The following is a 22222-nucleotide window of genomic DNA, read 5'->3' as shown; positions in this document are numbered from 1 at the left end:
CTCAGCCGTCGACGGTGGCGGTCAGCTCGCCCTCGGCGAGGCGTACCCGCAGTGGATCGCCCTTGGCGACCTCGGCGGCCGCGCGGACGACGTGGCCGTCGGCGCGCTGCACGATCGCGTAGCCGCGCTCCAGCGTGGCCGCCGGCGACAGCGCGCGCAGCCGGGCCAGCGTGTGCCGCAGGTCGTCGGTGGCGCCCCGCAGCCGGTGCTCCAGCGACCGGCCGGCGCGGTCGCGGAGCGCGGACACGTCCACCGCCCGCTGCTCGACCATCACCTGCGGCCGGGCCAGCACCGGGCGGGAGCGCAGCAGGTCGATCCGGTGCTGCTCCCGGTCGACCAGGTGACGAACGGCCCGTTCCAGCCGGGACCGGGCCTGGCCGATCAGGCGGACCTCCTCGGTCAGGTCCGGCACGATGCGCTTCGCCGCGTCGGTCGGGGTGGAGGCGCGCACGTCGGCCACGTAGTCGAGCAGCGGCGCGTCCGTCTCGTGGCCGATCGCGCTGACCACCGGGGTGCGGCAGGCGAAGACCGCCCGGCACAGCGCCTCGTCGGAGAAGGGCAGCAGATCCTCGATGCCGCCGCCGCCCCGGGCGATGACGATCACGTCGACGGCCGGGTCGGCGTCGAGCACCTTCAGCGCGCCCACGATGTCGGGCACCGCGCTCGCCCCCTGAACCGCCACGTTGATCGTGCGGAAGTCGACGGCGGGCCAGCGGCGGCGGGCGTTCGTCAGCACGTCGCGCTCGGCCGCCGAGGCGCGGCCGGTGATCAGGCCGACCCGGCCCGGCAGGAACGGCAGCCGCCGCTTGCGGGACCGGTCGAACAGGCCCTCGGCGGCGAGCAGCTTCTTGAGCTTCTCCAGCCGGGCCAGCAGCTCACCGAGACCGACCTGGCGGATCTCGTCGGCGCGCAGGCTGAGCGTGCCCCGCGCGGCGTAGAACTCCGGCTTGGCGTGCAGCACCACCCGGGCGCCCTCGCGCAGCTCCGGAGCGCCCGCGTCGAGCACGTCCCGGTTGGTGGTGACGGTCAGGCTGAGATCGGCCGACGGGTCACGCAGCGTGAGGAAGACGGTGCTCGCGCCAGGCCGCCGGCTGATCTGCGCGACCTGGCCGTCGACCCACACCCAGCCGAGGCGGGCGATCCAGGCGCCGACCTTCTGGCTGACCACCCGGACCGGCCACGGCTCCTCGGCCGTGCTCCGTCCGTCCGGGTTGCTCCGCCCGTCCGGTGCCCCCCGGCCGTCCTCTCCCGCGCTCACCCGCCCACCCTACGGCCCGGGACCGACAGCGCCCGCGTGCGCCTCGCGGCCGCTGCCGCGCGGGAGAGCGGCACGTACGATGGGCGGGTGACTGACGCTGAGACGACTCCCCGGACCGGCAAGCGCGTGCTCCTGGCCAACCCCCGCGGCTACTGCGCGGGCGTGGACCGGGCGGTGCAGACCGTCGAGGAGGCGCTGAAGCTCTACGGCGCGCCGATCTACGTGCGCAAGCAGATCGTGCACAACAAGCACGTGGTGCGCACGCTGGAGGCCCAGGGCGCGATCTTCGTGGAGGAGAACGAGGAGGTGCCCGAGGGCGCCACCGTCATCTTCTCCGCCCACGGCGTCGCCCCCGAGGTCTACGAGCAGGCCAAGCAGCGCTCGCTGCGGGCGATCGACGCCACCTGCCCGCTCGTCACGAAGGTGCACCACGAGGCCCGCCGGTTCGCCGCGCAGGACTACGACATTCTTCTCATCGGCCACGAGGGGCACGAGGAGGTCATCGGCACCGCCGGTGAGGCGCCCGCCCACATCCAGCTCGTGGACGGCCCGGACGGGGTCGACAAGGTCACCGTGCGCGACCCGGAGAAGGTGGTCTGGCTCTCCCAGACCACGCTGTCGGTGGACGAGACGCTGGAGACGGTGGCCCGGCTCAAGAAGCGGCTGCCGCTGCTCCAGTCGCCGCCCAGCGACGACATCTGCTACGCGACCTCCAACCGCCAGCACGTGGTCAAGGAGATCGCCCCCGAGTGCGACGTGGTGATCGTGGTCGGCTCGCGCAACTCCTCGAACTCGGTCCGACTGGTCGAGGTGGCGCTGGACGCCGGGGCCCGCGCCGGGCACCTGGTCGACTTCGCGCACGAGATCGAGGACGCCTGGCTCACCGGCGCCCGGACCGTGGGTGTGACCTCCGGCGCGAGCGTGCCCGACGAGCTGGTCCAGCAGGTGCTCGCGCACCTGGCCGAGCGCGGCTTCGGCGAGGTCGAGGAGATCACCACCGCCGACGAGCGGCTGACGTTCTCGCTGCCGCAGGAACTCAAGCGCGACATGAAGGCCGCCGCCGCGGCCCGCGGCTGACCGGGAACGGATCGGCCGGCCGCCGCGTCCAACCGACCATGAAGACTCCTCGTACGGTGCTCGTCGCACTGCTCGCCGGCCTCGCGCTGACCGCCTGCGCCGCACCCGGCGACGGGTCCGCCGATCCCAGCCCGAGCCCGAGTACGACGGGAGCCGCCCCCGTGACCAGCCAGCCCGACCCCGGCACGAGCCCGAAGCGTCCCGGCCCCTCCTGGAAGGGCGGCCCGTCGACCCCGCCGGGTGTCGGCGGCACCGTCATCAGCGGCACCGTGCAGGCCGGCGTCGAGCCGAACTGCCTGCTGCTCGACGGCCACCTGCTCGTCGGCGGGCCGCGTGACGTGCTCAAGGCCGGCGCCAAGGTCGAGGTCACCGGCCGTCCCGAACCGGGCATGATGACCACCTGCCAGCAGGGCACCCCGTTCGTGGTCGAGTCCGCCCGCCCCGCCTGACGACGACGCGAAGGAGCCCCGCCCCCTGCGAGAGGGGACGGGGCTCCGTCGTGTCAGCGGCTCAGTTGACCGCGAGGATCTCCACCGAACCGCGGCCGACGACAGCGCCCTCGGTGGTGGTTACGGCCATGTCGCCGTACAGCTCCCGGCCCTCGGCCGGGGTGGACAGGGCGGTCACCGCGCCGGTGAGGGTGGCGGTGGCGCCGTTGGCCAGGGACAGCGGCGTGGACGGCGCGGAGAGCGTGCCCAGCGCCGGGGACGCGAACGAGTCCCGGTAGTCGTACGCGGTGCTCGGGTCGCTCATCGAGTAACCGTCCACCACGACCCGGTAGGTGCCGGGAGTCGGGTTGGTCAGCGTGACCGCCTCCTCCGAGTCACCGTCGGCCGACTGCCCCACCTGGGTGGTGCCGCGGAAGACCGTCAGGTCCAGGTCGGCACTCAGGTCGGACGGGTTGCCGATCCGGGCGGTGAACGAGGTGGCGCCCGCGGGCACCTCCACCACGTACTCCTGGGTCGCGCCCTCGGTGATGCTGGGCCGCTCGGCCCGGACGCTCGCCAGCGGGCCGCCGACGCCGGTCACCTGGACCGGGCCGAAGGTGTTGGTCAGCTTCCAGCTCACCGGCGCCGGGGTGCCGGCGGTGACCGACGGGAGCTGGACCACGGCCGGCTCCACAGTGACGCCCTGCACGCGGGCCTGGAGCCGGAACGGGTTGTCCAGCGCCGGCGAGGTGCGACGCGCCTCCACCTCGATCTCCCACACGCCCGGCAGCGGGTTCTGGTAGTCCCGCTCCTGCGGCTTGCAGACCGCCGCGTCGGAGAAGTTGGTGTAGCAGGCGGTGCTGGCGGTGCTCTCGACCGGCACGCCGTACGGGTTGATGGCGATGAACCGGGTCTGCGAGCCGGTCGCGATGCCGGACAGGTTGACCTGGAGCGCGCCCGCACCCGGCGGGACGGTCACGAAGTACGACCGGAAGTTGTTCCGCTCGACCGAGCCCTCGGCCGAGAAGGAGTACGCCGGCGCGGACACCGGGTTCGAGGCGATCACGACGGTGGCGACCTCGAAGTCGACCACGTTGGTGGCCGGGTCGTCGACGGTCATGATGGCGCCGTGCGCGCCGGCGGTCATCGGCTTGGCCTTCACCTTGACCGTGACGGTCTTGTTCAGCGGCAGCCAGACCACCTTGGGGGCGCTGTAGGTGCCGTCGTTGCCCCGGAAGGCGACTTCGTGCTTGATGCCCTTGTTCGGGCCGCTGGTGCGGGTCAGCTTCACCTCGTAGTGGCGGCTCTCCTTGACCTTCTGGCCACCACGGTCGGCGGCGCAGCGGTTGTAGAGGCCGGTGCCGACGTTCGGGTTCGGCACGAACGTGCCGGAGGCCCGGTCGTAGCGGGTCAGGTTCGGCGACAGCTCGGTGCAGACCGGCGCCTCGGAGGTGTAGGTGCGGGTCTGCACGCCCTTGGCGAGCAGGCTCCACGCGCCCGGCACGTTGAACATGCCGTAGCCCTGCGCGTACGTCGGGACGCCGGTGATCGGCTGGGCCGACGTGTAGACGGCCCGGCGCAGCGCGGCCGGGGTGACGCCCTTGCCGGTCGCCTTGGCGGCCGACAGCAGCAGCGCGGCGGCGCCGGTGGCCTGCGGTGCGGCCATCGAGGTGCCGTTGAGCATCTGGTAGCCCGGGGGCAGCGGGTAGCCCGCCTCCGGCACCGGGTTGCCCGGCTGCCAGGTCGGCGCGGTGGAGATGGCCGAGCCGGGGGCGGCGATGTTCGGCTTGAAGCCGCCGTCCTCACGCGGGCCGCGCGACGAGAAGTTGAACAGGGCGTTGTCCTTGCGGACCACCGAGCCGTAGTTGGCCAGCCAGGTGTCCTTGCTGACGCTCGCCGCCACGCTGACCACGTCGGTGGCGACCGACGGGTCACCGACGGTGTTCACGCCCGGACCGGAGTTGCCGGCCGAGATGAACAGCTGCACGCCGTAGGTGTTGATCAGGTCGTTGTAGAGGACCGCGCGGGCGTTCGAACCGTCGTTGAGCGCCGGCAGACCGCCGATCGACATGTTCACCACGTCGACCTTGCGGTTGATCACCAGGTCGGCCATGCCGGTGGTGAGCGCCGCGGCGGTGCAGCCGCCACCCCAGGAGCAGGCGCGGGCGGAGACCAGCTTGGCACCCGGCGCGGCGCCGTCGAAGGCGCTGTTGCCAAGCATGTCGTTGGCGGCGGTGATCCCGGCGACGTGGGTGCCGTGGGTGCTCTCGATGATGCCGATGTTGACGTAGTCGACCAGGCCGGGGCCGCCGACCGGGGCGGTGTTCACGTCGCGCCGGTACTCGACCACGAACGGGATCTGCTCGCGGACCGCGGTGGCCGGGTTGTCCGTGCCGAAGTGGCCGACCTGGAACTTCTCCTTGTACGGCCGCATCACCTCGTCGTCGGTGAAGTCGTTGTTCTGGTTCGCGTCGACGCGGACGTCACCGGTGGTGGGGTTGTAGAGCACGCCCCAGAAGTCGGTGGTGTCGCCGTCGCGGTTGAGGTCACCCCGCGCGTCGCTGTTCGCGGTGATGTTCTCGCGGAAGACGTTGAACCGGTAGTTGCCGGCCGGCGCGGTCCAGGTGCCCAGCGAGGTGGTGAACGACGGGCCGCTGACCTCGGTCAGCATGGGGCGCCAGGAGGCGTCCTCCAGCGGGTCGGTGGCGGTGACCCAGTCGACGATCTTGCGTTCGCCGGTGGTGGTCGTCTGGAGCGCCGGCTGGTCGAGGTCCACACCGGAGTCCATGATGCCGATGGTGACGCCGCGGCCGTCCCACTGCGGGTTCGCGGCCTTGAAGGCCTCCGCGCCGGTCTCGTTCGTCGGCATGTACGGGTTCACCGCGCCGGTGTCACCGCCGGGCCCGGCGAGCGTCTGGGCGCCGGTGGCGGTCTTCGCGCCCTTCGGAGCAGCCTCGGGCGCCGGGTCGGGGAGCTTGATGGTCTCGTCCAGGTCGACGGCGGCGACACCGGGCAGCGTGGCGGCCTTGAGCGCCTTCGCGGTCGGGACCTTCGCCAGCACGTAGCCGATCTGGTCGTACCGCTGGCTGACGGTGGCACCGAGGCCGGTCAGGCCGTCGACGACCTTCTTGGCCGAGCCCTTCTTCGCCGCGATGATCATCGTGACGGTCGGCGCGTTCTTCGCCTCGGCCTCGTCGAGCAACTTGGCGTCGTGTGCGCCCAGTGCCTTCGCGGCGGTCGGCTGCGAGGGTTGCGGGGCGGCGGGGGCGGCGCTCGCGGTGCCGGCGCCACCTCCGACGGTCAGGGCACCGGCCGCGAGGACCGAGGCCAGGAGCGCGGCGGACGGACGCCGGCTGCGCGTGCGGGGTTTACTCAACGTTCTCTTCCTCCAGAGAACAGGGCCCTCGAGGGGCAGGGCACGTGTGACGGTGATCCTGCGTGTCAGGACGACACGTGTCACTACCCGGCCTGGGTTTGTGATCAGTCCGTGACACGAATCGGTCTACGTCATCACGTGCGACGTGTTAGGCGTCGACGTCTGTCGACCTCTCGGCCGATGTGGACGGCGCGCCCAACAGCTCCGGCGCCTGCGGCTGTCTCGGCGCCAGCTCCACCTGCGCCGGCGCGGCCAGCTCGTCGTCGGAGACGCCCAGCTCGGCCAGCTTGCGGGCGCTGACCAGCACCCGCGCCTCCAGCGACCCCACCGCGCGGTTGTACGCCGTCACCGCCCCGCTCAACGAACTGCCGAGCTTGCCCACGTGGTCACCCAGAGTGGACAGCCGCCCGTACAGCTCGCGAGCCAGCGAGTGGACCGTCGCGGCGTTGCGGGCCAGCGCCTCCTGCCGCCACGAGTAGGCCACCGTGCGCAGCAGCGCCACCAGCGTGGCCGGTGTGGCGAGCACCACGTTGCGGGCGAACGCGTGCTCCAACAGGGACGGGTCGCGTTGCAGCGCCACGTCGAGGAACGGATCCGCCGGCACGAACAGCACCACGAACTCGGGCGTCTGGTCGAACGCCGACCAGTAGGACTTGGCGGCGAGGCCGTCCACGTGCGCACGCAGGTGCCGGGCGTGGGCGTCCAGGTGGGTGTCGCGCCCGCGCTCGTCGCGCGCCTCCATCGCGGTCAGGTACGCGTCGAACGGCGCCTTCGCGTCCACCACCACCGTCCGGCCGCCGTGCAGCCGCACCACGAGGTCGGGGCGTACCCCCTGGTGGTCGGTCGCGGCGGTGACCTGCTCGCTGAAGTCGCAGTGCTCCAGCATGCCGGCGGCCTCGACGATCCGGCGGAGCTGGTGCTCACCCCAGCGGCCCCGCACCTGCGGCGCGCGCAGCGCGGCGACCAGCTGCTTGGTCTCGGTGCGCAGCTCGCCCGAGACGGCGCTCATGGACCGCACCTGCTCGCGCAGCTCGGCGTACGCGTCCACCCGGTCCCGCTCCAGCTCCGCCACCCGCTGCTCGTAGCGGCGCAGCGTGTCGTGCAGCGGCGCCACCGCGCGGGCGACCGCCTCCTGGGACTGCGCTGTCGCCTCGTAGCTCAGCGCCCGCATGGACTGCTCCAGCCGCCCCTCGCCGGCCCGGGTGGCGGCGAGCGTCGCCTCCAGGCGGGCGATGTCGGCCGCCGCGCGCGCCCGCGCGGCCAGCCAGCCCACCGCGCCGCCCGCGGCGAGGCAGAGCACCACCACGGCCAGCGTCGCAAAGCTCATGGCCAAGAGCTTGCCAAACGGGTACGACGAGCGCCCGGTGGGTACGTTCGAGTCATGGAGTTCGCGTTGTGGCTGGTCCTGATCCTGCTGCTCGGAGGTGCGTTCGTGTTCTGGCGGAGGGGGAGCAGATCGCGCCGGTCGAACGAACTGGCCGACGCCCGCGCCGAGGCGCAGCGGTGGTACGAGCGGCTCGGCGGCCAGCTGATGAACCTGCACGGCGATGCCCCGGCGGTCCGGCAGGCGCTCGCCGACGCCGGTGAGCGCTACAACGCCGCCGGTTCGCAGCTGGAGCAGGCGACCACGCCGCGTCAGTTCGGGCTGGCCCGGGAGACCGCGCTGGAAGGGCTGGCGTACATCCGGGCGGCGCGGACCGCGATGGGCATCGACCCGGGCCCGGAGCTGCCACCGCTCGCCGCCGCCCAGGGTGCCGGCGCGCTCACCAAGGAGCGCCAGGTCGACGTACAGGGTCAGACGTTCCGCGCCGGCCCGCAGCCGGGGAACGCGACGCCCTACTACTACCCGGGCGGCCGGTTCCAGGGGCGGCCGGTGCCGGCCGGCTGGTACTCCACGCCCTGGTGGAAGACCGCGCTCGGCGCGGGCGTCGGTGTGGTCGGCGGTCTCCTGATCGCGGACGCGCTGTTCTCACCCGCGTTCGCCGACCCGGGGTACGACGCCGGTTACCAGGAGGGCTTCGGCGACGGCCAGGACTTCGGCGACCAGGGCGGCGACATGGGCGGCGACCAGGGTGGCGGTGACTACGCCGGTGGCGACTTCGGCGGCGGGGACTACGGCGGCGGCGACTTCGGTGGCTTCGGCGGCGGGGACTTCGGCGGCGGCGACTTCTAGCCGACACCGCCGCGCGGGCGCCGTTGCGTCGAACGCCGCTCGCCGCTCGCCGCACGCGGGCGTCAAAAAGGGCCCCCTCTTATGCACGAGGCGTTAAGAGGGGGCCCTTCCTTACACCTCAGCCGGTGTTGCGCATGCCGGCGGCGATGCCGTTGACGGTGGTCAGCAGCGCCCGCTCCAGCGCCGTACCGTCGTTCGGGGCACGCCGCCCGCCCGGCGCGGTCACCACCGCCCGCCCGGCGGCGCCCGATTCGCGGTACTGCCGCAGCAGCGCCACCTGCAGGTGGTGCAGCGGCTCCAGGTAGGTGTCCCGCACGGCGAGCGTGCGCTGGAGCACCGGCGAGTTCTCCAGCAGCGCCGGTGACGCGGTGACCGCCAGCACCTCCTGCTTGGTCAGCTCGTACTCCTGCTGGATCTTGTCGAAGATCGGGTGCAGCTTCTTCGGCACCAGCGTCTCGACGTAGCGCCGGGCGATGTCCAGGTCGGTCTTGGTCAGCATCATCTCGACGTTCGACAGGAACGTGCGGAAGAAGTGCCAGTTCCGGTTCATCTCGGCGAGCACGTCGGCCAGCCCGGCGGCGCGCGCGGCGGCCAGCCCGGAGCCCACGCCGAACCAGCCCGGCACGATCTGCCGGGTCTGCGTCCAGCCGAACACCCACGGAATGGCCCGCAGGCCGGACAGGCCGGCACCGGTGTTCGGGCGCTTCGCCGGCCGGGAGCCGATGTTCAGCGCGCCGAGCAGTTCGGTCGGGGTGGAGGCCCAAAAGTACGCGGGCAGGTCCGGGTCCTCGACCAGCGACCGGTACGACCGGAACGCCGACTCCGACACCACGTCCATCGCCGCGTCCCAGCGCTCCAGCATCTCGGCCGGCTGCCGGGGCGCGGTGTGCAGCAGCGTGGCCTGGAGCACCGCCGCCACTGTCAGTTCCAGGTTCTCCCGGGCGAGCGCCGGCAGCGTGTACTTGTCGGAGATGACCTCACCCTGCTCGGTCACCTTGATCGCGCCGTCCAGCGTGCCGTACGGCTGGGCCAGGATCGCGTCGTGCGTGGGGCCACCACCGCGGCCGACGGTGCCGCCCCGGCCGTGGAACAACCGCAGGTGTACGCCGTGCCGCGCGGCCACGTCCCGCAGCGCACGCTGCGCCCGGTGGATGGACCACTGGCTGGTGGTGATGCCCGCCTCCTTGTTGGAGTCGGAGTAGCCGAGCATCACCTCCTGCACGTCGCCCCGGGCCGCCACGAGCGCCCGGTACGCGGGCAGCGACAGCAGCTCGTCCAGCAGCTCACCACCGGCGTTCAGCTCGGCCGGGGTCTCCAGCAGCGGCACGATGCCGATGCGGGCACGGCCGGAGTGCACGTCCACCAGGCCGGCCTCGCGGGCCAGCACCACGGCGGCGAGCACGTCGTCCACGCCAAGCGTCATCGAGATGATGTACGACTCGATGACCTCGGGGCCGAACCGGTCCTGCGCCTCACGGATGGCCGCGAACACGTCGAACGTCTTGCGGGCCGACTCGGTGAGCGGGCTGTCCTGGGTGGAGAGCGGCCGGCGGCCGGTCAGCTCGTCGGCGAGCAGCTTGGTGCGCTCCAGCCGGGACAGCGCCGGGTAGTCGGACACCTCGCCGACCGCCTCGTAGAGCTGGGCCAGCACCTCGTGGTGCTTCTCCGCGTGCTCCCGGATGTCCATGGTGGCCAGGTGCAGGCCGAACGCGGACACCGTACGGATGGCCGAGGCCAGCCGCCCGACGGCGGTGAGCTGGCCGGAGTTGCGGGCCAGCGACGCGCGCAGCAGTTCCAGGTCGGCGATCAGCTCGGCCGAGCCCCGGTAGTCGCGCCCCGGCACGTGCGGGGTGTCGGCGCGCAGCCGCTCCCGGGTGTTGGCGAGCTTCGCCTTCACGCACCGCGCCTTGAGCCGGTACGGCTCCTCCGCGTTGACCCGGCGGAACCGGGGCGCCACCTCGGGCAGCGCGTCCAGGTCCTTGGCCAGGCTGGCGGACAGGTCGAGCGACACCGCGCGCAGGCGCCGGGAGACGCTGACCTCGGTGATCAGGTCGTCCATCGCCTTCTCGGTGGCGGCGATGCCGTGTTCGTGCTGGATGCGCAGCACCTCGCGGGTGACCACGGGCGTGACGAACGGGTTGCCGTCGCGGTCGCCGCCGATCCAGGTGCCGAAGCTCAGCGGGCGGGACGTCGGCGACGTCTCCACGCCGAGCGTGCGCAGCGTGTCGGCGAGGTCGTCGAGGACCTGCGGCGCGGCCTCGGCGTACAGGTCGCGCAGGTAGTAGATCGCGTTGCGCGCCTCGTCGGTCGGGTCCGGCCGGTCCAGCCGCAGCTCGTCGGTCTGCCACATCAGGTCGAGCAGTTCGGCGAGGCGGCGGTTGGCCGGGCCCTCGTCGCTGGCGCCGTAGAGGATCGCGTTCGCGGTCTCGGTGTCCAGCTCGTCGGCGACCGCGCGCAGCTTGGACAGGATGGACCGGCGGGCCGCCTCGGTCGGGTGCGCGGTGAAGACCGGGCGTACGGCCAGCCGGCGGGCCGCCGCGGCGATCTCCTCGGCCGGTACGCCCCGCTCGGCGATCATCTTGGCCGCCTGGTCCAGCCAGCCGCCGTGGGTCGCGCGGCGACGGCGCAGGTCCCGGGCGCGGTGCACCTGCTCGGTGATGTTCGCCAGGTGGAAGTAGGTGGAGAAGGCGCGGGCCAGCTTCGTGCCGGTGGTGACGTCGAGCCCGGCGAGGCGCTGGGCGGCGGCCGGCGCGTCGGAGCGGACCTGGGCGCGGATCTCCTCGACCAGGTCGAGCAGCGGCCGGCCCTCCTGACGGGCGAGCGTCTGCCCGAGCAGCGTGCCGAGGCGGCGGATGTCGGCCCGGAGAGCGGCGTCGGGGCCGTCGTGGTCATGCTGGTCGGTCACGGTTGCGCTCCTTACGCGAGGACGAAGGACAGCGCTGTCCGACTCCTCTGGATGGTATCCGCGTGGGCCCGGGGGACAGGAGGGGGACACCGTGATGATCTGCACTCTGGGACGGTTCGCCGGTCAGCCCTGATCGGCGGCGTGCCGCCCCGGCGCGGGTCGCCGGCGGGCGCGGAACATGGTCGCGGTGAGCAGACCGACCAGGCCGACGACCACCCAGACCAGCAGCCCGGTCAGCGCCCAGCCGCCGCCGCGCCAGTCGAAGTAGATCGCCGACTTGAACAGGTCGGTGGCCAGGCCGGGCACGTTCCAGCGGTGCATCCCGCGCAGGAACGGCGGCAGGAACTCCGGCGCGTAGATGCCGCCGGAGCCGGGGTTGCCGAGCACCACGAGCAGCAGGATCACGATGCCGGTGCCGAGCAGCCCGAGCCAGCCCTGCACGGCGGCGGCGACCATCCCGGCCGCGAACGCGGCGAGCGCGCCGACCACCGCCACCGTCGCCACGTGACCGGCGAACACGCCGAGCACCGGCCCGACGAGGATCGCGCCGATGACGCCGAGCAGGACCGCGTGCACCGCGAGCGTGGCGATCCGCAGCCCGGCGCGGCGCAGGTCGCGCGGGCTGGTGCCGAGCGAGATGCCGAGCGCCGTGGACGCCAGGTAGCCGCCGAGCACCACGCCGACGGCCAGGTAGAACGGGACCAGGCCGCGCGGGTCGTCGGCGGAGACCGGCACGTCGTCGGTGACCTGGAGCGGCACCCCGGCCTGCCGGGCCGCCTCGGTGAACACGTCGGTGACGAGTTCGGTGGCGGCGGGCGCGCCGGCGCTGGCGGTGGCGAGCGTCAGGCCGCCGTCCGGGGCGGAGCTGAGGACCGCGTACACCGACCGGTCGGTGAGGCCGTCGGAGGCGGCGCCGCGGCTGTCGTACCCGATCGGTTTGATCGTGTCGGTGCGGGCGCGGACGGCGGACATCACGGCCTGGGCCTGCTGGTCGCTCGTGACGACGGCGACCGGCACGTCGCGTGGGTCCGGCTTGTGCAGCGCGCCGACGTAGGCGGCGATGAACGCGCTCGCCAGCGCCAGGGTGCCGAGGATCAGCGCCGCCGTGCGGGGCAGCCAGTCCCGGGTACGCAGCTCCGGCTCGTCGTTCACGGCCTCAGCCTATTGCGGGCATATGCCCGGCTCATGGGGTTTCGTCGGCCGAAAACCGCTGGTCCGCGCCGTTAACGTCGGATCATGCAGGTGCCCGCCTACCCCGCCAAACCGCAGCCGGGCGACCGCGTCGCGGTCGTCTCACCCTCCGCCGGCCTGCCGGGTCTCTTCCCTCACGTGTACGAGCTGGGGCTGCGCCGGCTCCGCGACGAACTGTGGCTGGAACCGGTGGAGTATCCGACCACCCGGGTCATGGACGCCGACCCGCGCGACCGGGCGCGGGACCTGACCGCCGCGTTCGCCGACCCGACGATCACCGCCGTGCTGGCGACGGTCGGCGGGGACGACCTGATCACCGTCACCCCGTACCTGGACGACGACGTGCTGCGGGCCAACCCGAAGCCGTACTTCGGCTACTCGGACAACACCAACGTGCTCAACCACCTGTACCGGCTGGGCGTCGTCGGCTATCACGGCGGCTCGGTGCTGGTGCACCTCGGGCGCTCCGGCAAGCCGCACCCGCTCACGCTCGACTCGCTGCGCGCCGCGCTGTTCACCACCGGCTGGTACGAGCTGACCGCCGCGCCCGAGTGGGGTGACGAGCCGTGCGACTGGCGTGATCCCGCCGCGCTGGCCGAGGAGCCGCCGATGTACCCGTCCGAGGGCTGGCGCTGGCACGGCCCGGCCCGGGTGGTGCGGGGCCGGACGTGGGGCGGCTGCCTGGAGATCGTGCACTGGCTGATGGCGACCGACCGCGTTCCCTCTGCCGCCGAACTGGCCGGGTCGGTGCTGGTGCTGGAGACGTCGAACGAGCTGCCGCCCGCGCAGGAGGTCTTCCGGATCGTGCGGAACATGGGCGAGCGAGGGCTGCTCGCCGGCTTCCCGGCGATCGTGGTGGGCCGCCCCAAGGCGTGGGACTTCGACCGGCCGCACTCGGTCGCGGAGCGGCTGGCCTGGGCCGCCGACCAGCGGGAGGCGATCCTGTCGGCGCTCGCCCCCTACGCCGACGACCCGGTGGTGGTCTTCGACGTCGACCTGGGCCACACCGACCCGCAGGTGATCATCCCGTACGGCGGCGAGATCCGGGTGGACGCGGTGGAGCGCCGCATCGCAGTCCGCTACTGACCCGCCCCCACCCCTCACCCCCCACCCCTCACCCGCCGCCCGTTCGGTGGAACGCCATGGGTGTCTACGTCCCCGTTTGACACCCATGCCGTTCCACTCACGCGTCGAAGTGCCGGTCAGTGGAACGCTATGGGTGTCTCAGCGCCCTTTTGACACCCATGGCGTTCCAGCCGGCGGGCGGCGGGCGGCGGCGCGGGTCAGGCGACGGCGAAGGCGCGGACCGGGAACGTGCCCATCCCGGCCACCCGCGGCGGGGCGGCGGTGAACCGGAAGCCGGTCGGGGGCAGCGCGTCCAGGCCGGTCAGGTGCTCCACGATCGGGATGCCGGCGGCCAGCAGACCGGTGTGCGCCGGGCGCTGACCCGCTGCCGCCGCCGTCATGTCGTCGATGTTGATCGAGTCGATGCCGACCAGCGCCGCGCCCGACTCGGCCAGGAACTGCGCGCCGTCACCGGTCAGGTAGGGCGCTTCCGGTGCGGCGTACCCGTCGGTGCCGAAGTGCGCGTCCCAGCCGGTGTGCAGCAGCACCGCGCACCCGGCCACGTCGTACGGGGCGAGCAGCAGCCGGTCCACCGCGCGCGTACCGGCCGGCACGCGTACCACCAGGCCGGGCAGGTCGGCGAGGCGGTCCAGCGGCATCCCGGTCAGGTCCGGGCCGTCGGCGAAGCGGTGCGACGGCGTGTCCACGTACGTGCCGGTGTTGGCGATCATGTTGATCCGCGCGACATGGAACTCGACACCCGATGCGTACCGCTTCCGGGACTCCTCCCGGGTCAGCCAGTCGGTGATCGACGGTCCGGGCCAGCCGGGCAGCGTGACCATGCCCTCGGTGATCACGTGACTCAGCTCGACGAGCTTCCGCCCGCCGCCGGCGGCCGGGGCGGCCACCCCCCGCCCGCCCTTGTGCGGCTCCTCGACGACGGTCCGCTTGGTGATCCGTACCTCGCCGACCATGAGCAGCCCGAGGTGCCGGACCAGCAGCGCGGCCACCTCGTCGTCGGTGACGTCCGGGTGCGGCACGTCCAGCCGGAACCCGTCGGTGCGCAGACCACCGCCGTTGGAGAAATCCACCTCGGCGTCGAAGACCGTCCGATACTCGACCATCCACCCACCGCACCACGCCCGGTCGCGGCTGGTCAAGATCCAACATCGGGCGGCCCCGGATCGTCGGTGGAGGGGGATAGGCTCGAACGGTGCACCCCCCGTCCGGCTGGACGCGGGGTCGTCGTCGTGTGTCGATCCGCTGGAAGTGATCACTGATGCTCACCGGACTCTTCTCCGCCGCCCTGGCCGACCCGGGGCTGGCCCGGGCGCGTGACCTGGCGCGCTCCGGTGCCGCGCAGGTCGACGGGCTCGACCTCACCGCCCCGGCCGCGCTGCGCCCGTTCGCGGTGGCAGCTGTCGCCGCCGACGAGCCGGCCGGTGGCGCGGGCCGCCCGGTGCTCGCGGTCACCGCCACCACCCGCGAGGCCGACGACCTGGCCTCCGCGCTGGGCAGTCTGCTGCCGCCGGAGCAGGTGGCGGTCTTCCCGTCCTGGGAGACGCTGCCGCACGAGCGCCTGTCGCCCCGCTCCGACACGGTCGGGCGACGCCTCGCCGTGCTGCGCCGCCTGGCCCACCCGGACGCCGCCGACGCGCACGGCCGCACCGGCCCGCTGCGGGTCGTCGTGGCGCCGGTCCGGTCGCTGCTCCAGCCGCAGCTCAAAGGCCTCGGCGACCTGGAGCCGGTGCAGCTCGCCGCCGGGGACGAGGCCGACCTGGAGGAGGTCGCCCGCCGGCTCACCGACATGGCGTACGCCCGGGTCGACCTGGTCACCAAGCGCGGCGAGTTCGCCGTACGCGGCGGCATCCTGGACGTCTTCCCGCCCACCGACGAGCACCCGTCGCGGGTCGAGTTCTGGGGCGACGAGGTGGAGGAGATCCGCACCTTCGCGGTCGCCGACCAGCGCACCATCGAGGGCGTCGCGCAGCTCTGGGCGCCGCCCTGCCGGGAACTGCTGCTGACCCCGGCGGTGCGGGAGCGGGCCGCCGCGCTGGCCGCCGAGCACCCGGAGCTGGCCGAGATCCTGGACAAGCTGGCCGAGGGCATCCCGGTCGAGGGCATGGAGTCCCTCGCCCCCGCGCTGATCGGCGCCGACGCGCTGGAACTGCTCGTCGACTGCATGCCGACCGGCACCCACGTACTCCTCTGCGACCCCGAGCGCATCCGCACCCGCGCGCACGACCTGGTCCGTACCTCGGAGGAGTTCCTCCAGGCCAGCTGGGCCGCGGCCGCCGTCGGCGGCCAGGCCCCGGTCGACCTCGGCGCCGCCGCCTTCAAGACCCTGGCCGAGGTACGCACGGCAGCCCGCGCCCTGCGCCAGACCTGGTGGACGCTCGCGCCGTTCGGCCTGGTCGAGGCGGACGCGGCACCGGCCCGGCAGCCCTGGGAGGACGAGCCCGCCGAGGTCGACGTCACCCCCGACGACGCCATCGCGGTGAGCCTGGCCGCCCAGCCGGCGCCGCTCTACCACGGCGAGACCGCTCGGGTGGTCGACGACCTCAAGCGCTGGGCCGGCGAGGGCTGGTCGATCGCGCTCGTCTTCGAGGGGCACGGTCCCGCCCAGCGGGCCGTCGAGGTGCTCCGCGACGCCGGTCTCGGCGCCCGGCTGACCGAGGAGGTGCCCGCCGCGCCCGCACCGGGCGAGCTGCTCGTGTCCTGCGGCTGCCTGACCGCCGGGTTCGTCGACGAGGCGTCGAAGTTCGTGCTGCTCACCGGCAACGACGTGACCGGCGGCCGGGGCACCTCCACCCGCGACATGCGCAAGATGCCCAGCCGGCGGCGCAACACCATCGACCCGCTGGAGCTGAAGGCCGGCGACTTCGTCGTGCACGAGCAGCACGGCATCGGCCGGTACGTCGAGCTGGTGCAGCGCACCGTCAACGGCGCCAGCCGCGAATACCTGGTCATCGAGTACGCGCCGAGCAAGCGCGGCCAGCCCGGCGACCGCCTGTTCGTCCCCACCGACCAGCTCGACCAGCTGTCCCGCTACGTCGGCGGTGAGCAGCCCACGCTGCACAAGATGGGCGGCTCGGACTGGCAGAAGTCCAAGGCGCGGGCGCGTAAGGCGGTCCGGGAGATCGCCGCGCAGCTCATCCAGCTGTACGCCGCGCGCAAGGCGTCCAAGGGGCACAACTTCGGCCCCGACACCCCGTGGCAGCGGGAACTGGAGGACGCGTTTCCCTGGCAGGAGACGCCCGACCAGCTGGCCGCCATCGAGGAGGTCAAGCGGGACATGGAGCAGACCGTCCCGATGGACCGGCTGATCTGCGGCGACGTCGGCTACGGCAAGACCGAGATCGCGGTACGGGCGGCGTTCAAGGCGGTGCAGGACGGCAAGCAGGTGGCGGTGCTGGTACCGACCACGCTGCTGGTGCAGCAGCACTACAACACGTTCGCCGAGCGGATGAGCCAGTTCCCGGTGTCGATCCGGCAGCTGTCCCGGTTCCAGACGCCGAAGGAGACCGAGCAGACGCTGGAGATGGTCGCCGCCGGCACCGTCGACATCGTCATCGGCACCCACCGGCTGCTCCAGGCATCCACCCGGTTCAAGCAGCTCGGCCTCGTGATCATCGACGAGGAGCAGCGGTTCGGCGTCGAGCACAAGGAGCACCTGAAGACGCTGCGCGCCTCGGTCGACGTGCTCGCCATGTCGGCCACCCCGATCCCGCGGACGCTGGAGATGGCGATCACCGGCATCCGGGAGATGTCCACCATCGCCACCCCGCCGGAGGAGCGGCACCCGGTCCTCACGTTCGTCGGGGCGTACGACGACCGGCAGGTGGCCGCGTCCATCCACCGTGAGCTGCTGCGCGACGGTCAGGTCTTCTACCTGCACAACCGGGTCGAGTCGATCGAGAAGACCGCCCGCAAGCTGCGGGAGCTGGTGCCGGAGGCCCGGGTCGCGGTGGCGCACGGCCAGATGGGCGAGGAGGCGCTGGAGAAGGTGATGGTCGGCTTCTGGGAGAAGGAGTTCGACGTCCTGGTCTGCACCACCATCGTCGAGTCCGGCATCGACATCCCGAACGCCAACACGCTCATCGTCGAGCGGGCCGACCTGCTCGGCCTGGCCCAGCTGCACCAGATCCGCGGCCGGGTCGGCCGGGGCCGGGAGCGGGCGTACGCGTACTTTCTCTACCCGCCGGAGAAGCCGCTCACCGAGAACGCGCACGAGCGGCTGGCCACCATCGCCCAGCACACCGAACTCGGCGCGGGCATGTACGTGGCGATGAAGGACCTGGAGATCCGCGGCGCCGGAAACCTGCTCGGCGGCGAGCAGTCCGGCCACATCGAGGGCGTCGGCTTCGACCTGTACGTCCGGATGGTCGGCGAGGCGGTCTCCGCCTTCAAGGGCGAGAGCACGGAGGAGGAGGCCGAGGTCAAGGTCGACCTGCCGATCGACGCGCACCTGCCGCACGACTACGTCGCGGTGGAGCGGCTGCGCCTGGAGATGTACCGCAAGCTCGCCGAGGCCCGCGACGAGGAACGCCTGCGCGAGGTGGTCGCCGAGATGACCGACCGGTACGGCGAGCCGCCCGCGCCGGTGCAGAACCTGGTCGCGGTGGCGCGGTTCCGGCTGCTGGCCCGCCGCTACGGGCTGACCGACGTGTCGATGCAGGGCAAACACATCCGGTTCGGCCCGCTGCCGTTGCCCGACTCGAAGCAGATGCGACTCAAGCGGTACCACCCGGACTCGGTCTACAAGCAGGCGCTCGACCAGGTCAGCGTGCCCCGGCCGAGCACCCGGCGGATCGGCGGCGAGCCGTTGCGCGACCAGGCGTTGCTGGAGTGGTGCGGGCAGCTCCTGGCCGACGTCCTGGGCAAGCCCGAGGAGCTGGCCGGTGTTGCCAGCCCCGCAGTGGCGAGCGGACGATGACACGGCAAGCCCGAGGAGCTGGCCGGTGTTGCCAGCCCCGCAGTGGCGAGCGGACGATGACACAGCAAGCCCGAGGAGCTGGCCGGTGCGGTCCCGGCGGGTGCGCGATGAGGTGGGCGGAGTCACAGGTTCGTACTCGCCGTGAGAGAGTGGCCCACATGCGTGCTCGCCGTTCCCTCGTCGCCGTCAGCGTCGCGGCCCTCGCCGCGCTCTCTCTCGCCGCCTGCGGCCGCTCCGCCCCGGACGTCGCCGCGTACGTCGGCGACACCCGCTACTCCGTCGACCGGGTCGACGCGATCTACGAGGACGCGCAGCGGCAGTACGCGGACGCCGTCCGTAGCCAATCCCCGCAGACGCCGTCGCCGGCGGAGCTGCGGTCCTCGGTGACCCGGCAGGACGTGCTGAACCTGCTGGTCGCGATCGACCTGGGCAAGCGCGTGGCGGCCGACAAGGGTCTCCAGGTCACCGATCAGATCTCCCCGGAGCAGATCCAGCAGGCGCTCCGGATGCCGGCGACCACCGAGTACACGAAGCTGTGGGGCGAGTGGGTCGACCTCTACGGCACGCTCCAGCAGAGCCTGCCCCCGGCCGACCTCAGCGACGAGTCCCTGATGGCCGTCTACCGCGCTCTCGAGAAGACCGGGGCGATCCAACCGGGGCTGAGCGTCGACCAGGTCCGGCAGGCGTTCGGCGAGGCCGGGTTCGTCCGCACCGCCACCGCGCTCAGCAGCGCGCTGCAGGAGCAGGCCGAGAAGTCGGACGTCCGCGTCAACCCCCGGTTCGGCGTGACGGGCGTGCCGTCGCTCGTCAACACCGGCCAGTCGTTCGTCTTCTACTCCCTGCCGTACGTCGACCAGGACGGCCCGGTCACCGACATCTCCACGCCGGAGGCGCCGGCCTCCGGTTCGCCAGCTCCCGGAGCCGCATGACCGCCCGCATCGTCCTGCTCGTCACCTCGCCCCGGCTGCCCGCCGGCCTGCTGACCTCGGCCGCCTGGGACGCCGTACGCTCCGCGCCTGTGCTCGCCGGTGCGGAGAGCGAGCTGACCCGGGCGGTCCGGACGGCCGGCGCCGAGGTGAGCGTGGCGACCGAGGGCGCGACCCAGGCGCTGCTCGACGCCGCGGCCGCGCACGGCGGCGCGGTGTGGCTGGCCGGCCCGGCCGGCGACGAGTCGCTGGCCCGCGAGCTGGGGCTGCGGCTGGCCCGCGAGCCCGGCCTGGCCGAACTGGAGCTGATGTACGGCTCGTGGGATCCGCCCGGCGCCCGGCTGCTCGACGCGGTCGAGGTGATGGACCGGCTGGCCTCCCCGGGCGGCGACCCGTGGAAACGGGCGCAGACCCACCGCACCCTGGCCGGTTTCCTGCTCGAGGAGTGCTACGAGGCGTACGACGCGATCAGCGCCGACGACACCGACGCGCTCCGCGAGGAACTGGGCGACGTGCTGCTCCAGGTGCTGCTGCACGCCCGGCTGGCGGAGAACCTGCCGGAGGGCAAGAGCTGGACCGTCGACGACGTCGCGGGCACCCTGGTCGACAAGATGGTGCGGCGCAACCCACATGTGTTCTCGGGTGAGCCGGCCGGCTCGATCGAGGAGATCGAGGCGAACTGGGAACGGATCAAGCGGGCCGAGAAGACCCGCGAGTCGGTGCTGGACGGCATCGCGCTGAGCCAGCCCGCGCTGTCGCTGGCCGCGAAGATCCTGGACCGGGCCGGGCGGGTCGGCCTCGCCGTACCGCCCCCGCTGGCCGAGTCGCAGGTGGACCCGGAGGCCCGGCTCGGCGCGAGCCTGCTGGCCACAGTGGCCGCCGCCCGACAGGCCGGCATCGACCCGGAGGCCGCGCTCCGGCGAGCCACCTTGGCGTACGCCGAGGCAGTCCGAGCCGCCGAACGCACCCCTCCCGCCTGACCCCCCGCGCGTCCCCGCCCCCCTTCCCCCGCGATCTTGCACTTCCGGCCCGTGTGGTGTCGCAAATGCCCCACTCGCCCGGGCAGCAACCGCAAGATCGCCGGGTGCACCTGCCCGACCCGCTCTCGCCTGCCTGAGAGCGTTGATCAAGGAGTTTGTGTGGCGATGGAGGGGTGAGGGGGACACAAACTCCTTGATCAACGCGAGAGCGGGCGGGTGGTGAGGGCGGGGGAGTGGGCGGGGTGATCGGTAGGGTCGGGGGATGGAGTCGTTCGTGCCGCTGGCGGAGCGGATCGTGGAGGCGTGGCTGGAGAGCCGGCCCGGGCTGGCCACCTCCGTCGGAGACCACCGCTACGACGATCGGCTGCCCGACCTCTCCGCCGACGCCCTCGCCGCCGACCAGGCGATGCTCAAGGACGCGGCCGACGCGCTCGCGGAGATCGACCCGGACGCGCTCGACCCCGCGGAGAGCGTCGACCACGCGCTGCTCACCAGCCTCGTCGACCGGGGACTGTTCGAGGCCACCGAGATCCGCGGCCACGAGTGGGATCCGCTGCGCCACAATCCGGGACCGCTGCTGCACGCCCTACTGGCCCGTCCGTTCGCCCCGGCGGAGGAGCGCCTGACCAGTCTCGCGGGGCGCCTGTCGGCCGTACCCGATGCGCTGTCGACGGCGCGCGCGACGCTGCGGGACATGCCGCGGGTCCACGCGGAGACGGCGGTCGGGCAGTTCACCGGTACGGCGGCGCTGATCCGCGACGAGGTGCCCGGCCTGCTGGCCGAAGCGCCGGCGCTGCGGGACCGGGTCGGCCCGGTGGCCACCGACGCGATCGCGGCGCTCGAGGAGTTCGTGGCCTGGCTGCGGCAGGGCTTGGCCGCCGACGCCGGCCCGGGGCGTGACCCGCGGCTGGGCCGGCGGCGGTGGGAGGCGCGGCTGTGGCACACGCTCGACACCGAGCTGAGCGCTGCCGAGGTGCAGCGCCGCGCCTGGGCGAACCTCGACCGGGTCACCGAGGAGATCCGCGCGGCGTCGGTCGAGCTGGTCGGTGGTCCGGCCGACGACGAGACGGTACGCCGGGCGTTGGACCTGCTCGCCGCCGAGCACCCGGACGACGCCACGATTGTCGACCTCGCCTCGGTGACGCTGGACGAGGCGAGTGACTTCGTCCGCCACCACGACCTGGTCAGCATGGTCGGCGACCCGTGCGTCATTCAGGAGATGCCGGAGTTCGCGCGGGGCGTGGCGGTGGCGTACTGCGACTCGCCGGGCCCGCTGGAGACGGCCGACGTGCCCACGTTCTACTGCATCTCGCCCACCCCGGCGGACTGGCCGGCGCAGCGGGTCGAGTCGTTCTACCGCGAGTACAACGACCACATGATCCGCAACCTGACGGTGCACGAGGCGATGCCCGGTCACTTCCTCCAGCTCGCGCACGCCCGGCGGTACGACGGCCCGACCCGGGTACGCGCGCTCACCGAGTCGGGTGTGTTCGTCGAGGGCTGGGCGGTCTACGCGGAGGAGCTGATGGCCGGGCTCGGCTTCGGTGGGCTGCCGGTGCGGTTGCAGCAGCTCAAGATGCAGCTCCGGATGACCATCAACGCGCTGCTGGACCAGCTCGTGCACTGCGACGACCTGCCCGAGGCCGAGGCGATGGCGTTGATGACGGGGCGCGGTTTCCAGGAGGAGGGCGAGGCGGCCGGAAAGTGGCGGCGGGCGCTGCTCACCTCGACGCAGCTGTCCACGTACTTCGTCGGCTACAGCGAGATGGCCGACATCGCGGCCGCCCGGCCGGACGGCGTGCCGCTGCGGGACTGGCACGACGCGATGCTGGCGTACGACTGCCCGCCGCCGCGCCACCTGCGGACGCTGCTGGGGGTGTGAGGCTCAACGCCGGGCGGCGGCCCGG

Annotated in this window: 14 protein-coding genes; 8 read left to right on the top strand and 6 right to left on the bottom strand. The window is 72.9% G+C overall.

What is annotated here, in order from left to right; translation table 11 throughout:
- Position 1: 1 nt before the first annotated feature.
- Complete coding sequence (gene xseA, locus O7607_RS08220; RefSeq protein WP_269702171.1) at positions 2-1258, bottom strand: exodeoxyribonuclease VII large subunit; 1257 nt, start codon at positions 1256-1258, stop codon at positions 2-4.
- A gap of 87 nt (positions 1259-1345) precedes the next feature.
- On the opposite strand from xseA, the gene O7607_RS08215 reads away from it, so the two are divergent.
- Both O7607_RS08215 and O7607_RS08210 read left to right on the top strand, forming a co-directional pair.
- Entirely contained in the window at positions 1346-2335 is a 990-nt protein-coding gene (locus O7607_RS08215) for a 4-hydroxy-3-methylbut-2-enyl diphosphate reductase (protein ID WP_269702170.1), read from the top strand.
- 38 nt (positions 2336-2373) lie between these two features.
- Complete coding sequence (locus O7607_RS08210) at positions 2374-2784, top strand: hypothetical protein (RefSeq protein WP_269702169.1); 411 nt, start codon at positions 2374-2376, stop codon at positions 2782-2784.
- Between the two features lie 61 nt (positions 2785-2845).
- Here O7607_RS08210 and O7607_RS08205 read toward each other — a convergent pair whose 3' ends face one another.
- A complete protein-coding gene (locus O7607_RS08205) occupies positions 2846-6139 on the bottom strand; it encodes a S8 family serine peptidase (protein ID WP_269702168.1) in 3294 nt (1097 codons plus the stop codon).
- 148 nt (positions 6140-6287) lie between these two features.
- Positions 6288-7466 (bottom strand): DNA recombination protein RmuC, encoded by a 1179-nt coding sequence (locus O7607_RS08200; protein ID WP_269702167.1) that lies wholly within the window; start codon positions 7464-7466, stop codon positions 6288-6290.
- Positions 7467-7520: 54 nt separating this feature from the next.
- Between O7607_RS08200 and O7607_RS08195 the strand changes: the two genes are divergently transcribed.
- The gene (locus tag O7607_RS08195) at positions 7521-8312 is read left to right on the top strand and encodes a hypothetical protein (RefSeq protein ID WP_269702166.1); all 792 of its coding nucleotides are present in this window, start codon (positions 7521-7523) and stop codon (positions 8310-8312) included.
- 118 nt (positions 8313-8430) lie between these two features.
- Here O7607_RS08195 and ppc read toward each other — a convergent pair whose 3' ends face one another.
- Both ppc and O7607_RS08185 read right to left on the bottom strand, forming a co-directional pair.
- On the bottom strand, positions 8431-11217 hold the full coding sequence (ppc, locus tag O7607_RS08190) for a phosphoenolpyruvate carboxylase (protein WP_269702165.1): 2787 nt from the start codon (positions 11215-11217) through the stop codon (positions 8431-8433).
- 123 nt (positions 11218-11340) lie between these two features.
- Complete coding sequence (locus O7607_RS08185) at positions 11341-12369, bottom strand: hypothetical protein (protein ID WP_269702164.1); 1029 nt, start codon at positions 12367-12369, stop codon at positions 11341-11343.
- Positions 12370-12453: 84 nt separating this feature from the next.
- Between O7607_RS08185 and O7607_RS08180 the strand changes: the two genes are divergently transcribed.
- Complete coding sequence (locus O7607_RS08180; protein ID WP_269702163.1) at positions 12454-13494, top strand: S66 family peptidase; 1041 nt, start codon at positions 12454-12456, stop codon at positions 13492-13494.
- 197 nt (positions 13495-13691) lie between these two features.
- Here O7607_RS08180 and O7607_RS08175 read toward each other — a convergent pair whose 3' ends face one another.
- Positions 13692-14597 (bottom strand): cyclase family protein, encoded by a 906-nt coding sequence (locus tag O7607_RS08175; RefSeq protein ID WP_269702162.1) that lies wholly within the window; start codon positions 14595-14597, stop codon positions 13692-13694.
- A gap of 155 nt (positions 14598-14752) precedes the next feature.
- On the opposite strand from O7607_RS08175, the gene mfd reads away from it, so the two are divergent.
- The 4 genes from mfd (at position 14753) to O7607_RS08155 (ending at position 22197) form a co-directional block, all read left to right on the top strand.
- The gene (gene mfd, locus O7607_RS08170; RefSeq protein ID WP_269702161.1) at positions 14753-18409 is read left to right on the top strand and encodes a transcription-repair coupling factor; all 3657 of its coding nucleotides are present in this window, start codon (positions 14753-14755) and stop codon (positions 18407-18409) included.
- A 158-nt stretch (positions 18410-18567) separates the two neighbouring features.
- On the top strand, positions 18568-19338 hold the full coding sequence (locus O7607_RS08165; RefSeq protein WP_269702160.1) for a SurA N-terminal domain-containing protein: 771 nt from the start codon (positions 18568-18570) through the stop codon (positions 19336-19338).
- Positions 19335-20315 (top strand): nucleoside triphosphate pyrophosphohydrolase, encoded by a 981-nt coding sequence (locus O7607_RS08160; RefSeq protein ID WP_269702159.1) that lies wholly within the window; start codon positions 19335-19337, stop codon positions 20313-20315. Before O7607_RS08165 ends, O7607_RS08160 begins: the two co-directional genes overlap by 4 nt.
- A 262-nt stretch (positions 20316-20577) precedes the next feature.
- The gene (locus O7607_RS08155) at positions 20578-22197 is read left to right on the top strand and encodes a DUF885 domain-containing protein (protein ID WP_269702158.1); all 1620 of its coding nucleotides are present in this window, start codon (positions 20578-20580) and stop codon (positions 22195-22197) included.
- Positions 22198-22222: the final 25 nt, after the last annotated feature.

Source organism: Micromonospora sp. WMMA1949 (assembly GCF_027460145.1).
Taxonomy (GTDB): Bacteria; Actinomycetota; Actinomycetes; order Mycobacteriales; family Micromonosporaceae; genus Micromonospora.
Note: the sequence above shows the minus strand (reverse complement) of the source record. Positions and strands in the feature narration are given on the sequence as shown.